Origin of the sequence: Staphylococcus sp. HGB0015 (assembly GCF_000411275.1) — a bacterium.
In the GTDB taxonomy this organism is placed as follows: Bacteria; Bacillota; Bacilli; order Staphylococcales; family Staphylococcaceae; genus Staphylococcus; species Staphylococcus schleiferi.
The window spans coordinates 1,254,028-1,268,650 of sequence record NZ_KE150417.1 but is presented as its reverse complement, the minus strand read 5'-3'; the positions used below and the strand labels follow the sequence as shown (position 1 = coordinate 1,268,650).

At 33.7% G+C, this 14,623-nt stretch carries 15 protein-coding genes and 9 tRNA genes; 18 read left to right on the top strand and 6 right to left on the bottom strand.

All coding sequences use genetic code 11. From position 1 onward, the window contains the following. On the top strand, window positions 1–515 hold a 515-nt coding region (locus HMPREF1208_RS05925), incomplete at its 5' end, for an ISL3 family transposase (RefSeq protein ID WP_016425448.1). Window positions 516–693: 178 nt separating this feature from the next. Here the strand turns inward: HMPREF1208_RS05925 and prsA are convergent. The 5 genes from prsA to HMPREF1208_RS05900 form a co-directional block, all read right to left on the bottom strand. Continuing rightward, window positions 694–1,677 carry a peptidylprolyl isomerase PrsA gene (prsA, locus tag HMPREF1208_RS05920; RefSeq protein ID WP_016425447.1) on the bottom strand — a complete coding sequence of 328 codons (984 nt, stop codon included), beginning with the start codon at window positions 1,675–1,677 and terminating at the stop codon, window positions 694–696. Between the two features lie 302 nt (window positions 1,678–1,979). Beyond that, a complete protein-coding gene (locus HMPREF1208_RS05915) occupies window positions 1,980–2,528 on the bottom strand; it encodes a DUF3267 domain-containing protein (RefSeq protein WP_016425446.1) in 549 nt (182 codons plus the stop codon). Between the two features lie 47 nt (window positions 2,529–2,575). Next, a complete protein-coding gene (locus tag HMPREF1208_RS05910) occupies window positions 2,576–3,106 on the bottom strand; it encodes an HTH-type transcriptional regulator Hpr (RefSeq protein ID WP_016425445.1) in 531 nt (176 codons plus the stop codon). A gap of 100 nt (window positions 3,107–3,206) precedes the next feature. Further along, entirely contained in the window at window positions 3,207–3,563 is a 357-nt protein-coding gene (locus tag HMPREF1208_RS05905; protein WP_016425444.1) for a YtxH domain-containing protein, read from the bottom strand. A gap of 79 nt (window positions 3,564–3,642) precedes the next feature. Then, on the bottom strand, window positions 3,643–4,065 hold the full coding sequence (locus tag HMPREF1208_RS05900; protein ID WP_016425443.1) for an HIT family protein: 423 nt from the start codon (window positions 4,063–4,065) through the stop codon (window positions 3,643–3,645). A 137-nt stretch (window positions 4,066–4,202) separates the two neighbouring features. Between HMPREF1208_RS05900 and ecsA the strand changes: the two genes are divergently transcribed. Beyond that, on the top strand, window positions 4,203–4,937 hold the full coding sequence (ecsA, locus tag HMPREF1208_RS05895; protein WP_016425442.1) for an ABC transporter ATP-binding protein EcsA: 735 nt from the start codon (window positions 4,203–4,205) through the stop codon (window positions 4,935–4,937). After that, window positions 4,934–6,151, top strand: a complete 1,218-nt coding sequence (gene ecsB, locus HMPREF1208_RS05890; RefSeq protein WP_016425441.1) for an ABC transporter permease EcsB — start codon at window positions 4,934–4,936, stop codon at window positions 6,149–6,151. The genes ecsA and ecsB overlap by 4 nt, the downstream gene beginning before the upstream one ends. 55 nt (window positions 6,152–6,206) lie before the next feature. Here ecsB and HMPREF1208_RS05885 read toward each other — a convergent pair whose 3' ends face one another. Continuing rightward, window positions 6,207–6,728, bottom strand: a complete 522-nt coding sequence (locus HMPREF1208_RS05885) for an antibiotic biosynthesis monooxygenase family protein (protein WP_016425440.1) — start codon at window positions 6,726–6,728, stop codon at window positions 6,207–6,209. A 498-nt stretch (window positions 6,729–7,226) separates the two neighbouring features. Here HMPREF1208_RS05885 and hemE point away from each other — a divergent pair, with 498 nt between their 5' ends. The 15 genes from hemE (at window position 7,227) to HMPREF1208_RS05810 (ending at window position 14,570) form a co-directional block, all read left to right on the top strand. Beyond that, window positions 7,227–8,264: a uroporphyrinogen decarboxylase gene (gene hemE / locus HMPREF1208_RS05880; protein WP_016425439.1), complete on the top strand. Its 1,038-nt coding sequence runs from the start codon at window positions 7,227–7,229 to the stop codon at window positions 8,262–8,264. Between the two features lie 30 nt (window positions 8,265–8,294). Next, window positions 8,295–9,227 (top strand): ferrochelatase, encoded by a 933-nt coding sequence (gene hemH / locus HMPREF1208_RS05875; protein ID WP_016425438.1) that lies wholly within the window; start codon window positions 8,295–8,297, stop codon window positions 9,225–9,227. 6 nt (window positions 9,228–9,233) lie between these two features. After that, window positions 9,234–10,640, top strand: a complete 1,407-nt coding sequence (gene hemY / locus HMPREF1208_RS05870) for a protoporphyrinogen oxidase (protein WP_016425437.1) — start codon at window positions 9,234–9,236, stop codon at window positions 10,638–10,640. Window positions 10,641–10,959: 319 nt separating this feature from the next. Further along, complete coding sequence (locus HMPREF1208_RS05865; protein WP_016425436.1) at window positions 10,960–11,514, top strand: RBBP9/YdeN family alpha/beta hydrolase; 555 nt, start codon at window positions 10,960–10,962, stop codon at window positions 11,512–11,514. A gap of 488 nt (window positions 11,515–12,002) precedes the next feature. Further along, a tRNA-Glu gene (locus tag HMPREF1208_RS05860) sits at window positions 12,003–12,074 on the top strand. Window positions 12,075–12,185: 111 nt separating this feature from the next. Further along, a tRNA-Met gene (locus HMPREF1208_RS05855) sits at window positions 12,186–12,259 on the top strand. 8 nt (window positions 12,260–12,267) lie between these two features. Further along, window positions 12,268–12,344: transfer RNA gene (locus HMPREF1208_RS05850), tRNA-Asp, on the top strand. A gap of 10 nt (window positions 12,345–12,354) precedes the next feature. Continuing rightward, window positions 12,355–12,427, top strand: a tRNA-Phe gene (locus HMPREF1208_RS05845). 14 nt (window positions 12,428–12,441) lie between these two features. After that, window positions 12,442–12,514: transfer RNA gene (locus HMPREF1208_RS05840), tRNA-His, on the top strand. Window positions 12,515–12,533: 19 nt separating this feature from the next. After that, a tRNA-Gly gene (locus HMPREF1208_RS05835) sits at window positions 12,534–12,607 on the top strand. Between the two features lie 7 nt (window positions 12,608–12,614). Next, window positions 12,615–12,689, top strand: a tRNA-Asn gene (locus tag HMPREF1208_RS05830). A gap of 1 nt (window position 12,690) precedes the next feature. Beyond that, window positions 12,691–12,762, top strand: a tRNA-Glu gene (locus HMPREF1208_RS05825). A gap of 47 nt (window positions 12,763–12,809) precedes the next feature. Beyond that, window positions 12,810–12,898: transfer RNA gene (locus HMPREF1208_RS05820), tRNA-Ser, on the top strand. 758 nt (window positions 12,899–13,656) lie between these two features. Next, complete coding sequence (locus HMPREF1208_RS05815; RefSeq protein WP_016425435.1) at window positions 13,657–14,055, top strand: hypothetical protein; 399 nt, start codon at window positions 13,657–13,659, stop codon at window positions 14,053–14,055. Window positions 14,056–14,408: 353 nt separating this feature from the next. Further along, window positions 14,409–14,570 carry a hypothetical protein gene (locus HMPREF1208_RS05810; RefSeq protein ID WP_016425434.1) on the top strand — a complete coding sequence of 54 codons (162 nt, stop codon included), beginning with the start codon at window positions 14,409–14,411 and terminating at the stop codon, window positions 14,568–14,570. The last annotated feature ends 53 nt before the right edge of the window (window positions 14,571–14,623 follow it).

Here is a 14,623-nt window from a genome sequence, read left to right as displayed (position 1 = left end):
GGGCAAAAGATAGACCTCAATATAATAAATTAAAGCGTTATTGGAAGTTACTATTAAAAGCGCCCTTAGATTTAGATCGAATGATATATCAGTCATACGGACTTTTTAAGTCTTGGCAGAGTCAATACAGTTTAGTTCAGTATTTATTGGAGCTTGATGAGAGGCTCAAAGAGACATATGAAACGGGGCATCGTCTTTTAAGTGCTCTGAAAGTAAACGATATCCAGCAATTACGCTTCATCTTACAGGATTCAAAAACAAAAGATATTTCACAAGGACTCAAGCGCGTCATTCAAACATTCATCAAATATTTGCCCTATATCTCAAATACGATGCGTTATCCACATTTAACGAATGGGCCAATTGAGGGCATTAATAATAAAATAAAACTGATTAAACGGGTTTCTTATGGTTATAGAAATTTCTGGAATTTTAGGAATCGAATCTTAATCATTTCCAAGGTATTTGTAAGTGAATATAAAAAACGCATTAAACAACAAAATAACGTTGCTTAATGCGTTATCGTCTCGCCAACCGACGTTGACAAAGAACCAAAAAATGAAGAACCTCTTTTATGTTCGTTATGAAGAGGGCATAACATAGCTTCAAATTGGTATAAAAAAGACAACGCCAGCATCGTGAAGTGCTGACGTTGTTTTTGTGTTATATGAGGCTAAACCAACCGCATATGTATTACATACCTAATTGTTGACCTTGGCCTTGACCCTGCATACCTTGTTGTTGAGAAGATTGTTCTTTTAACGCTTCAGGATTTAAAATGTTGTCTTCGATTGCTTTTTTAATGTCGCGATCTTTATAATCAACATCGTATTCTTTTAATAAATCTTTATAAGCATTTGTTAAAATTTCTGGGTCTTTTTGTAGTTTATTTTGAATCAATTTTTCTTTAAGTTTAGATTTTTCTTTGTTAAAATCAGTCGGTTTATCTGCACGAATGATATGGTAACCATAGTCTGTTTTAACAATATCAGAAATTTCGCCGTCTTTTAATTTAAATAAGGCTTTTTCAAAAGGTTTTACAGTTTGACCTTTAACTACATAACCAAGACTACCATTTTTGTCTTTGCTTGAGTCCATAGATTCTTTTTTCGCTAAATCATCGAATGATTTTGGATTTTTATCAATTTCTTTTTTAATTTCTTCAATTTTCTTCTTAGCATCTTTGTCTGATAAACCTTCTTTATCATCTTTATCTTGTTTTACTTTTATTAAAATATGTGATGCTTTTTTGGTATTATCTTTTATTTCTTTATCAGAAATTTTTACTTTGTCATTAAGTAATTCTTTTTGATAAGCAATCATTTTACGTTGCTTTTTATATTCATCTAAAGACATACCTTGTTGTTTTAATAAGTTTTTAAATTGGTCTTTACCGCCATATTTTTCGATTTCTTCATCTGTTTCTTTATCGATTTGTTTATCATCGACTTTTTTACCATATTTTTCTTCTAATATTTTATTAAGTAATACTTTAAAAGAGTCACTTGCAATTTGTTCGTTACCAATTTCTTTTAAAACGTCTTGAACTTTAACGTCACCTGCTTTAGATGAGATTAAAGTTTCTCCTTTTGATGTAGGGGCATCATTTCCACATGCTCCGAGTAATAATGCACTTGCTGTAACAGGAATAACTAATTTTTGTATGCCTTTCTTCATCTTATGAGCTCCTTTATTTTAAAATTAACACAAATAATATACCATAATGTCAGGCTCAGACCAACGATGAAGGGTAAATATCAGACTAAAAGATGAGAAAAAACAAAATATAATGAATTTTTTTATTATAGAATAGAGAAGAATAGGGTAAAAATGTCGTTTTTGGAGTTAATCATATCGTTGCGCAAATGATGCAATCGTAAACGCTTATCTTACAAAAAAGCTTTTAAAACAAAGTCAAAGCCATCAAATCGATTAACAATTTGATGGCTTTGATGTTCAGATTGAATGGTTTTATACTTTTATGAATGATAATTATGTTCTAATAGTACAAATCCGTTACTATGTTCCTCGACATAATGACCTTGATGCGAAAATAATATCACTTTGAGGTAAAGAATATCCATTACAGAATAGCCAGCGTTAAGTGCCAGTAAAAACATAAAGTAATGGCCATATTCTGGAAATGCGCGTGCAATTAAGATACAGCTTAACGTAATAACGATAAGTGGCATCAATAAGCAAATACAAAAATAGAACTTACGTACCGGTTTATCTAAAAAGATATTATATAAAGGTATCCATGATTTACGAATTAACTTATAAGTTTTTAGGTGCTTGAAATAGGGTAACACCATCACAATATGAATCAGTTTATGAAGTGGATATATAAGTAACATTAAGACAATAAACATTAAAAAATTTTGATCTGTAAAAGGTACATTTGAATAATAATGAAACACTTCAAAACTTATAAAAAAAGTGATAACCACTGTTACAAAACTTATGAAGGCAATTCTAGGTAAACCAAATCTAGAATGTATATCAATTGAACGCAAACAATTTAACATTTGGATACTCCTCTGCATCAGTAATATAAGGTATTATCTACCTGAATTTACTGTTCGTCAAGCAAATTTTTTCGTAAATTTTCTTGACACAAATTAACGTCATCTATGAATTCTTTGCCTTGTAATTTAGACACAAGGTAATGGGCATCGCTAAAGTTTGGAAGGTGAAACATTTCATCCTTATATTGTTTAGAGACATTAAAAATATGATTTTTACTTTCATCATATTGATCAAATATCTCTTCAACAAGTTGCTTTCCCTTTTCTGTTAACACTATAAAAGTATTTCTTTTGTCACTTGTATCTTTTTTAAGTGAAAGTAATTCTTGTTGTTCTAAACGCTTAGCAAAATTGAACGCTGTTGAAACATGCATCACGCCATATTTAGAGATGTCAGAAATTGTAGCACGTTCAAATGCATATATTGTCAAAAGAATTAAGTGTTCATTCATAGTGATGTCTGACTTCCTCAACCATGCTTGCCAATCGCTTTCTGCATTTTTCCAAAGCACTTTAGAAAGCATCGCGATTTTATGTGTGTAAAGCATCCCTTCAATTTGTTGTTGTTTTTGTTTCATGATGAGTTGCTCCTTTCTCAGACTATAAAAAAGCATGATACTTTGAAGTATCATGCCTAAAAATATTATATCGAATAATGAACAATCACACACTAAAAATTTATTTTTTTGTTGGAAAATTTGTAATTTCTTGTCCACGATTTTGTAAATTTTCGATATGTGTTTGGATGCGTTTCACGTTAGGGTCAATATCCGCTTGGAATTCACCAATCATCGTTTTTACTTCGTCTCCAATAGAAGAAGCAAAACTTTGGCTTTCAGTTTTTATTTGTGTCACATAGTTTACGATATCATTGACACTTTGTTTTATTGTATCCACTTCTTGCTCTAATTCAGTTTTAGGGCGTTCAGGTCTAGGATTCGCAATACGTGTTTGTCCATCTTTTTTAATCAATGCAACGCCTAATCCTGTTGCGACTCCGGCTACAACACCGAGTGTGATTCGAACGGCTTTCATAGTTTTCCTCCTCGAATGTTTTTCTTATATCTATACCCAATTCTAATGAAATTAAGCGATAGAACGCAAAATATTCATATTAAATGTGGGCGGCAATTTCTTTAGCTAATGCTGCTTTTTGAGTGTCGTCTATTGTGTCTTCGTGTGTATCCCACTGATAACCAAAGCCATCAATGTCATTTTCATAACGAGGTATCAAATGGAAATGAAGGTGGAAAACAGATTGTGAAGCGTATTCACCGTTATTTTGAATAATATTTAAACCATCTGGATGGAATGCTTCTTTAATTGCATTGGCTACGATAGGTAGTGCCTCACCGATATGTTTCATTGTTTCAGCATCTGTTTCGTAGATGTTAGGAGATGGTTTTTTAGGAACAAGTAAAGTATGACCTTTAGAAACTTGAGAAATATCTAAAAAAGCATAAACATAGTCATTTTCATACACTTTAAAACTTGGGATCTCCCAATCGATGATTTGAGAAAAAATTGTTTTTGTCATATTGTGTACCCCCGTTTCTTCATTTAATTATTATTATAGCATGTGTATCTTTTGATGTAACGATTTTATACAACGACGATTAAATAGCAATTATAACGATGTTTTTGATACAATAAAAATTACGGAGGTGCAAGTTAATGACTGTGCATATAAAACATTTAACAGGTGGTTATGGTAAGAAACCTGTGATTAAAAATATAAATTTTGAATTAAAAGATGGAGAAATCGTTGGTTTAATTGGATTAAATGGTGCCGGTAAAAGTACAACGATTAAACATATGTTAGGATTGTTAACACCGACAGAAGGGGAAATGTCCATTTCTGACATTGATATTAAAGAAGATATTAATGCGTACAGACAACATCTCTCTTATATTCCAGAAGCGCCAGTAATTTATGATGCTTTAACGCTAAAAGAACATATTGAAATGACAGCAATGGCTTATGGTATCGATTATGATGAGGCAATGAAGCGTGCAGAACCACTATTAAAAACATTTCGCTTGCAAGAACAACTTTCTGTATTCCCAAGTCATTTCTCTAAAGGAATGAAGCAAAAGGTCATGATTATTTGTGCGTTTATTGTAGAACCCGATTTATATATCATTGATGAGCCATTTTTAGGGCTAGATCCATTAGGAATCCAATCTATGCTTGATTTAATGGAAGCTAAGAAAAAAGAAGGACGTACCGTTTTAATGAGTACACATATTTTAGCGACTGCTGAACGTTATTGTGATCGCTTCATTATATTGGATCATGGAGAAATCGTTGCAATGGGTGATTTAGATGAATTACGTCAGCAAACTGAAATGCCGGGCGCGACTTTAGATGATATCTATATTCATGTTACACAAGGAGCTGTTTCATGATGACAGCTGCAAAGGAACTGTTTCAAAAAAGACTAAAAACGCTTAGAGCTGAAAAAAATTATTATAATCGTTTCATCTTTAATGGCCATTTCAGTGTGTTTCTACTCATTTTGTTTGGTGCATTTATACTCGGTTATGGTCAGTGGTTAAAAAATGTACCAAAAGATGTCAATTACGCACTCATAATCGGAATCGTATTATCAATTACGTCTTTATTTCCTTTAAAAACATTACTTAAAGATGCAGACCGCTTATTTTTACTCCCTTTTGAAAAGCAAATGCGTGCATATATAAAGGAGAGTATCCAATATAGTTATTTAGCACGTATACCATTACAGATTGTTTTGCTTATCATTACATATCCATTAGTACACACGGTATATCCAGACCGTATGCATGCATTTATTCTTGTGGTTCTAATGGCTTTTATATTTCCTTTATTAGGGTTAATCATCAAGTGGCAATGGTACCGATATCGACTTGAGAATTGGTCAGTGCAATTAATACTATTTTTAGTCTATCTTTCAGGTTACTATTTAATACTGGGGCCTTTTGATATTAAAGGGGTAGGTAGCATTGTCATTTTACTCGCATTGATAGTGTTATTTAACCGTTTAAATCAAAAAAGTCATTTCCCATGGGAGTTTATGATTAAGCAAGCCCATCAACATCAAATTAATTATTATAAATTTGTAAATATGTTTACTGATGTCAAAGGGATACAAGAGCAAGCTGTTCGAAGACGTTATTTAGATTTTCTTTTAAAAACGCCAAAACCATTTAATGACAAACAAATGTATCCGTTTCTATTTAAAAGAAACTTTTTAAGAGGGCGCGACGCATTTAATTTAACTTTACGCTTAGTGATTATCGCTATCGCGTTAATGATATGGTTAAGTCATCCAATTGTAAGTGCTATCATTGGCGGTTTATCTATGTATATTATCGTTTTACAAATGTCTCAATTTTATAAGCAAGAAGCGTATAGTTTGTGGCCACAAGTTTGGCCGGTTTCAGAGATGCATGTGATTGAAGGTTATCGAAAATTTTTGCAGCACACAGTTTTAATTATAGGTATTATATTGAGCATCGTTTATATCATTTTGAATATAAGCTATTTCTACTTATTCATACTCTTTTTTATAGTAGGGTACTTAACTGTCAATGCAACAATCAAGAAGCTGAAATATCAAGAAAGCTTATTAAAAGATTAAAAAAGTCATTTGATGACATGGATGAAATGATTCATGCATCAAATGACTTTTCTTTTTATGATTCTTCAGTTGTATCCTCTTCACTGATTGGATAGAAATATTGTTCCAAATATGAAGCATGCGCACTTGAAGATCCTGCAAGGGGTCTAACACCTTCTTTTGAAAAGTGCTCACGAAATGCCGAAGATTTTTTGAAATCTTCATAAGCTTTACGTGATGTAAAACCAAAGAAAACTTTATAAATATTACTGTGAATAGGTTTTAGTAATCTAAAGCTATTAAAACCTTCACTTGAATCTAAGCTTGGTACATAATTTTCAAGTTTATTTTCTAATTGATATTTATGATCCTCTGTTGTAGGAATAGAAATAAGCGCATGAAAGTTATCAGCTGATAGTTTACCTAATCTTGTTAATACGCGATAAGATTTAGGTTGTTGAAATACTGTCTCATTTTCTGTTTCATCAATCATAACGGATTGATCGTCACCTGAGAAAATAAGCAATTGATGTGATTGATTGTTAAGTTGGATTTGGCGTAAATATCCGTAAGTTCCGTATGTGATATAGAATTTCATGGTGATCGCCTCCTTATTGCATTTATTATAAGCCGTATTCTTTGAAATAACCACTATTTTATGCATAGTTAAAAAACAATTAAAGATTAGTGGAAAATGTGTTATTTCGCGCAAACAAACAACAGCTAAAAACGGCGCAACATCAATACTTTTACTAAAAATTTGAGATAAAAACAAAGATGATTCAGTTGGGCTTGGTAGTTTTCTTCAATTTTCATAAATGAAGCTTCAATAATATTGAATCAATTTCCCACTCAACGAGTTTATCTCATCTTAAATCATTTTTCAATTTATAATGAATATTGAATTTTGTTATATTGCAATTCACATCCATTTGGCGTTTGAGATGCGTACGATTCGATGAAGTATGTAAATCCTCGAAAAGATTTCAAATGAAATGTAGTTTTAAATTTTTTATGACATTTGAGCCAGTTGGTAAAGGAATTAAGTCGTAATGTGATATATTAGTGAAGAATGACGTTGTTTAAGGAGGAACATATGAGTACGACGAAAAATGATACAATTTTACGCGCAATTAAGGGGGACGCCGTTCAGCATACACCTGTATGGTTCATGAGGCAAGCTGGGCGCTCTCAACCAGAATATCGAAAGTTAAAAGAAAAGTATTCACTGTTTGAGATTACACATCAACCTGAACTTTGTGCATATGTGACAGCACTTCCTGTTGAGCAATATCAAACAGATGCAGCTGTTTTATATAAAGATATCATGACACCTTTAAAAGGAATGGGTGTGGATGTAGATATTAAATCTGGTATTGGCCCTGTGATTGCCAACCCTATCCGAAAGATGTCTGATGTAGAAGCTTTAGGAAAGGTTGATCCTAAACGAGATGTTCCTTACGTATTAGACACTATTAAATTATTAACAGAAGAAAAATTAAATGTTCCACTGATAGGCTTTACAGGTGCACCGTTCACATTGGCAAGTTATATGATAGAAGGCGGGCCTTCTAAAAATTATAATTTGACTAAGGCATTAATGTATAGCGATGAGGCAACTTGGTTTAAATTGATGGATGTATTAACAGAAATGTCTATTACTTATGTAGGTGCACAGATTCAAGCTGGAGCACAGCTCATTCAAGTTTTTGATTCTTGGGTAGGGGCCTTGAATCAAGCAGATTATGATTATTACATTAAGCCTTGTATGGATAAATTACTAAAAGGGATTAAAGCATACGATGTGCCAGTGATTATGTTTGGAGTGGGTGCAAGTCATCTTATTGAGTCTTGGCATTCATTACCAATTGATGTATTGGGCTTAGACTGGCGAATTACTATCAATGAGGCGAAAAATCGAGGTGTGACTAAGGCGGTACAAGGTAATTTAGATCCTAGCGTCTTACTTGCACCATGGCCTGTCATTGAATCTCGATTGAAGCCGATTTTAAATCAAGGGATGGCTCATGGGCGCCATATATTTAATTTAGGGCATGGTGTTTTTCCTGAAGTGAAACCTGACACATTGCGTCGTGTATCACAGTTTGTTCACGATTATACGAAGCAAAATTAAGAGAATCGAGTATATAAAGGACGGATTAAGATGAAAAAGGAAATAGGTTTATTAGTGATGGCTTATGGGACACCTTATCAAAAAAGCGATATAGAACCCTATTACACTGATATCAGACATGGTAGAAAGCCGTCAGATGAAGAGTTGGAAGATTTGATTTCACGTTATGAGGCGATTGGGGGATTATCGCCGTTAGCAGGTACAACTGAAAGACAAGCAGAAGCATTGCTAGAAGCTTTAAACAACAGCTATGATGATCTTTCATTTAAGTTGTATATCGGCTTAAAACACATTCATCCTTATATTGAGGACGCCATCGACAAAATGCACAATGATGGTATTAAAGAAGCAGTAACGGTTGTATTAGCACCACATTTTTCTAATTTTTCTATTGCTTCTTATAATCGCCGTGCTCAAGAAAAAGCGGATCAATATGGCATTCAATTACAGCATGTGAATCATTATTATGCGCAACCGAAATTTATTGATTATTGGACAATGCGCGTGAATGAAACTTTAGAAAATATTCCTAAAGAAGCACATGATCAAACCGTACTTATCGTTTCTGCACACAGTTTACCTGAAAAAATGATTGTAGAAAATAACGATCCATATCCATTTGAATTAAATGAAACAGCGAAACTGATTAAAGCGCAATCTTTGATTCAAAATGTTGCAGTTGGCTGGCAATCAGAAGGGAAAACGGGTACGCCTTGGCTTGGGCCTGATGTACAAGACTTAACAAGAAGTCTTTATGAAAAAAATCATTACCAACACTTTATTTATACACCAGTTGGGTTTGTAGCGGAGCATTTAGAAGTGTTATATGATAATGATTATGAATGCAAGGTTGTATGTGACGATGTCGGAGCCACATATCACCGCCCACCTATGCCAGACACACATCCTCTATTTATTGGAGCGATTGTGGATGAAATTTCAAATATTTTTTCGAAAGCGTGATGAAAAATGACAAAAGTTGCAATCGTTGGCGCGGGTATTACTGGATTAGCGAGTGCATATTTTATTAAAAGCCAATATCCTCATGTCGAGATTACTGTTTATGAAGCAACGGATCGCGCAGGGGGCAAAGTTAAAACAGTGCAACGTGATGGCTATACTATTGAACTTGGGCCAGAGTCTTATTTGGGACGCAAAACCATTATGACTGAAGTAGCAAAATCAATCGGTATGTCAGATGAAGATATTGTCACTAATGAGACAGGTCAATCTTATATTTATGCGCATAATCAATTATATCCTATACCTGGAGGATCCATTTTAGGGGTTCCAACGGACTTAAAGCCTTTTATGCTGACAAAGTTAATTTCATTTAAAGGAAAACTCCGTGCGCTGAAAGATCTTTCTTTAAAACCAATCGCAATGGAAGATGAAAATGATATTTCAGTGGGTCACTTTTTTAGAGCAAGATTAGGGGATGAAATGCTTGAAAACTTAATTGAACCTCTTTTAAGTGGTATCTATGGGACAGATATTGATCAGTTAAGTTTAATGAGCACATTTCCTAATTTTAAAGCTTTAGAAGAAAAGCATGGAAGTATTATTAAAGGGATGCAACAAGTTAAAAAGGAAAGACAACAACTTGCACATCATAATCATAAAGGACCACAAGGCCAGTTCAAACAATTCAAAAATGGCCTCAATGACTTTATTAATCAACTAGAAAGTTGGTTAGTTAATCATGATGTGAATTTCGAGTATGAAACAAAAGTTCATGATTTAGTGGCAACACAAAAGGGTTACTTTGTTGAACTAGCGCAAGAGGAAAGAGTATTTTATGATGGCGTTATTGTGACAACACCACATCAATCGTTTAGAGATTGGTTCAGTAGTGATCCGACAGTTGATTATTTTTATCAACTTCAAGCGTCTTCAGTGGCAACTATAGTCTTTGCTTTTGATGAAAAAAATATTAAAAACACATACAATGGAACAGGATTTGTCATTGCAAGAACTAGTCAAACAGATATTACGGCATGTACTTGGACAACCAAAAAATGGCCCCATACAACACCAGAAGGTAAAGTGTTGATTCGTGCTTATATTGGTAAACCAGGTGACAACATTGTTAACGAGAAATCGGACGATGAACTTGTTGCTATAGCTAAAAAAGATTTGTCACAAATGATGACTTTTTATGGTGAACCCGATTTTACTATTGTTAATAAAATGCCTTATGCGAGTCCTCAATATCATGTGGGCCATATCGGTAAAATCAAAGAAATACAGCAACATATATATGAGAATTATCCACACTTACAAATTACGGGTGCGCCTTTTGAAGCGGTAGGATTACCTGACTGTATTCAACAAGCGAAAGATGCGGTTTCTAAATTATTACCGAGATTGGTTTAAAACGTGTTTTTAAACTTAGAGGACTGTTTTTAATAAGCTTAATAGCTGTCCTGAGATTGTTTTTAATTGATCAGTATTTAATGAGAGGTGTGTATCATTTTCTAATGATTTACACCTATTTTTATTTATAAAGTGTCACTTTACAGTGCTCAAATGATTAAAATCGTTTGAAATGAAAACAGTGAGCGTCAAAATAACTACACAAGAATTCATTAACGGATAATCCATTATTTTACTGCTCCAACCGTTGAGACGTGAATATATCCTATTCGCATGGTATGATATTTATTATTGGCGCAGTAAAAAAGGAGTTTTGAAAATGACAAAAGTTTATATTGTTCACGGTTATCAAGCAGATTCCACCAAGCATTGGTTTCCTTGGTTAAAGCAATCTTTGGAATTGGAAGGTCATGAAGTAGAAATTTTGAATTTACCTGATTCAAGCCATCCTAAAGTTGATGTCTGGTTAGATTATATGAACCAAAATGTAACAGAAGTGAATAGTGATACAATTTTTGTCACACACAGTCTGGGTGCTATTACAACGCTTAAATTTCTCAATGATTTAGATGTCAATCATATTGGAAGTCTAGCTATCGTATCTGGTTTTAAAGATGGTATTTCTGACATGCCTGAACTCGAACCTTTTGTCCAACAAGATGTAGACTTTGAAAATTTGCAAAATAAAATACTACATAGATTCGGTATCGCTGCTAAAAATGACACAGTGGTACCTTATGAAGCAACGAAGCGCTTATGTGAGGCGTTAGATGCCAAGTTTTACTTACAGGAAGAGGGCGGACATTTTTGTGAGCAAGACGGCTATGACTCTTTCTTATTTTTAAAGAAAAAAATATTAACAAATTTTGATTAATAGATTAAAATTTGTACAAATTCTGAAAATAAAGTGTTATCGCTTGAATTATTAGGTTAACCTAAATATAATGTTAGTTGTAGAATTCATTTTATTTCTACATAATGTTTGTATTCTCCTAATCATGTTTAAGATTCCATTTACTCTCAAGGCACCCTTTTTCGCCTTGAGAGTCTTTATTTATGGAAGAGTGGACAGTTATTATTCACGTGATTTTGCCATAAATAAAAATAAGATCGAGTTTTTGTTTGAAAGAAGCTTATCAATCTAGCAATCAACGTGTATTATTTAATAGATTTAGCTGTCTATTATCCTTAAATGCATCATCATTTAGCATAAATCACTCAAGTTCTACTATATTATTTCCTCACTTAACTTATTTATTTACTTAAAAGGGGTGGATATTACACATTTTTTTGTGATAAAGGCGTTGACGTTTTTGAGCGTAAACTATATACTTAAAAAGTCGTTAATATTTCTAATGTTTTGGCTCCTTGGTCAAGCGGTTAAGACACCGCCCTTTCACGGCGGTAACACGGGTTCGAGTCCCGTAGGAGTCATTAAAATCATTTATTTTAAATCAATAATATTTTAAAAAATTTAAAAAATTGTTGACATTAGATTAACAATTTGGTAAGATAAATAAGTAAGTTGTTTTGAAATAATATTAGCGCGGGATGGAGCAGTTCGGTAGCTCGTCGGGCTCATAACCCGAAGGTCGGTGGTTCAAATCCGCCTCCCGCAATTTTTTAAGGTCCCGTAGTGGAGCGGTTTAACACGCCTGCCTGTCACGCAGGAGATCGCGGGTTCGATTCCCGTCGGGACCGCCATTTGTAATATGGTTCAGTAGCTCAGTCGGTAGAGCAAAGGACTGAAAATCCTTGTGTCGGCGGTTCGATTCCGTCCTGAACCACTTCTTAAATCACGGCGGTTGTGGCGAAGTGGTTAACGCATCGGATTGTGGTTCCGACATTCGTGGGTTCGATTCCCATCAACCGCCTATATCGTTTATTATGACTGCGGGTGTAGTTTAATGGCAAAACCTCAGCCTTCCAAGCTGATGTTGTGGGTTCGATTCCCATCACCCGCTCCATTGTTATTCCACAGTAGCTCAGTGGTAGAGCTATCGGCTGTTAACCGATCGGTCGTAGGTTCGAGTCCTACCTGTGGAGCCATGGCTCCTTGGTCAAGCGGTTAAGACACCGCCCTTTCACGGCGGTAACACGGGTTCGAGTCCCGTAGGAGTCATATAATCAGAAGTGAAATATCGCTTCTGATTTTTTTAATTTGATTATGGAGAGTTGTCCGAGTTGGCCGAAGGAGCACGCCTGGAAAGTGTGTAGGCGCCAAAAGCGTCTCGAGGGTTCGAATCCCTTGCTCTCCGCTAGGGCGCCAAAAAAGTTTATCTTACTTTTTTGGTGCTTTTTTTATTTGGCTAAAAAAGCTAGTTATATCAAGGTTTTTTCGATTATCAATAATTCCTGGAAAAATGTTATTAAACTATCTTAAACTTGCTTTTAGAAATTTTTGGTCACAAAGTGGCTAGTCACAAAATGAAAAACTGTAAATATAGTCACAAGATTTGAGTCGTTTAGTCACAAGGAATCAATCACGTAATTTTTTCAACAATATACATAAAAAATAAAGCACTTAGTCCAGAAAAATATGGATTAAGTGCTTTTTTATATTAGTAACCAGTTGAACAAGTAATGGTTTGTATTAGATTTACTGACGCATTATTAAAGCAGTCATGACGCATTCACAAGTTACATCAGATTTTAAATGTAATCTTGTGCCAGCACGATGATTGCTTATGTCAATACTGTAAATCTAATTTACAAACGATCACTAGGTATTTTAGTCACTTAATCCCTCAAAACAAAGAAGAGATCAAGTGCATATATTAATAACCAGTTGATGATTAATTGATTTCAGTTAAATTGATTAAGCATCATCCTATAACAACAAAGTGATTGTAATGTCTATTTTCATATACAAACAATCACTATATAAGCATGCTAGGGTCAAGATGAACGAATTACATTCGCCCTGCATTCTTATTTTTGTTGTTATGTGGATTAAGCAAATCAATAAATAACTGAAATCAAAAACAAATTATTAAAAAAACTGGAGGGGTTCAACATGAACACAACACAATTTATTATTTATTCTGAAAATGACGTAAAGAAAGTAGCTGAAAACATTGCACTGTTTCAGGATAAAGAATATGGAGTTGATATAAATGTTAAGGAAATCATTGATGAACTCATGAATAAGGGAAGATGCGATATTGCCTACACAGAGTTAGATAATGAAGAAGGTGAAATTCAAGTATATATAGACTTTAAAAACTTTCGCCTTGTTAGAGAAATAACTTTTTATGAATTACCTTTACCTATGATGATTAAAGAAGTTCAAGATTTAGAATCAATAGAAGAAATGATATTAGAATCTGAAAGTCTGAATTTTGATGAATTAGTATCATGTATTGTTGATTATGATGAATTAAATATAGAAGAATTAAAACGTCTCACATTGTGAGGCTTTTTTTATTTGCACTTAATCCCTCCATCCAATGAATGAAAGGGTTAAGTGATTTTCATTTTGGCAACCAGTTTATCCTCAATTGATTTCAGTTAAATTGATTAAGCACCATCGTATAGCAACAAAGTGATTGTAATGTCTATTGTCATATACAAACAATCACTACATAAGCTTGCTAAGGGTCAAGATGAACTCATTGCATTCGCCCTGCACGCTTCTTCTTGTGGCTATTTTGATTAAGCAAATCAATAAATAACTGAAATCAAAATAAATTATTAAAAACTGGAGGGGTTCAACATGAACTATCAAGAAATTAAAACATCTTAGAAAATAGTGAGGTCAAGGAAGTAGTGAAAGCTATATTTGCATATGAAACAGGTGAAAAAGATGAATCTTGTTTAAACTACTTAACAAAATATTACCTTGAAGGTGATATGGAAAGTTTATTAGATAGTGAGATTAGAGAATTGCAAATGGAATGGAACTGGCAACGAGAAATAAATAAGAAATAAAAAATTTTTAAATTTAATGAAAGGGGGTGATGACTATGCTGACAAAAAGCTCC

Bases quoted from the DNA above. Each gene is read 5' to 3' on its own strand.
- HMPREF1208_RS05900 (WP_016425443.1), bottom strand. From the start codon at position 4,065: ATGACAAAAACAATTTTTTCTCAAATCATCGATTGGGAGATCCCAAGT.
- HMPREF1208_RS05910 (WP_016425445.1), bottom strand. From the start codon at position 3,106: ATGAAACAAAAACAACAACAAATTGAAGGGATGCTTTACACACATAAA.
- hemY (WP_016425437.1), top strand. From the start codon at position 9,234: ATGACAAAAGTTGCAATCGTTGGCGCGGGTATTACTGGATTAGCGAGT.
- hemE (WP_016425439.1), top strand. From the start codon at position 7,227: ATGAGTACGACGAAAAATGATACAATTTTACGCGCAATTAAGGGGGAC.
- HMPREF1208_RS05915 (WP_016425446.1), bottom strand. From the start codon at position 2,528: ATGTTAAATTGTTTGCGTTCAATTGATATACATTCTAGATTTGGTTTA.
- ecsB (WP_016425441.1), top strand. From the start codon at position 4,934: ATGATGACAGCTGCAAAGGAACTGTTTCAAAAAAGACTAAAAACGCTT.
- hemH (WP_016425438.1), top strand. From the start codon at position 8,295: ATGAAAAAGGAAATAGGTTTATTAGTGATGGCTTATGGGACACCTTAT.
- HMPREF1208_RS05865 (WP_016425436.1), top strand. From the start codon at position 10,960: ATGACAAAAGTTTATATTGTTCACGGTTATCAAGCAGATTCCACCAAG.
- prsA (WP_016425447.1), bottom strand. From the start codon at position 1,677: ATGAAGAAAGGCATACAAAAATTAGTTATTCCTGTTACAGCAAGTGCA.
- HMPREF1208_RS05905 (WP_016425444.1), bottom strand. From the start codon at position 3,563: ATGAAAGCCGTTCGAATCACACTCGGTGTTGTAGCCGGAGTCGCAACA.
- HMPREF1208_RS05885 (WP_016425440.1), bottom strand. From the start codon at position 6,728: ATGAAATTCTATATCACATACGGAACTTACGGATATTTACGCCAAATC.
- HMPREF1208_RS05815 (WP_016425435.1), top strand. From the start codon at position 13,657: ATGAACACAACACAATTTATTATTTATTCTGAAAATGACGTAAAGAAA.
- ecsA (WP_016425442.1), top strand. From the start codon at position 4,203: ATGACTGTGCATATAAAACATTTAACAGGTGGTTATGGTAAGAAACCT.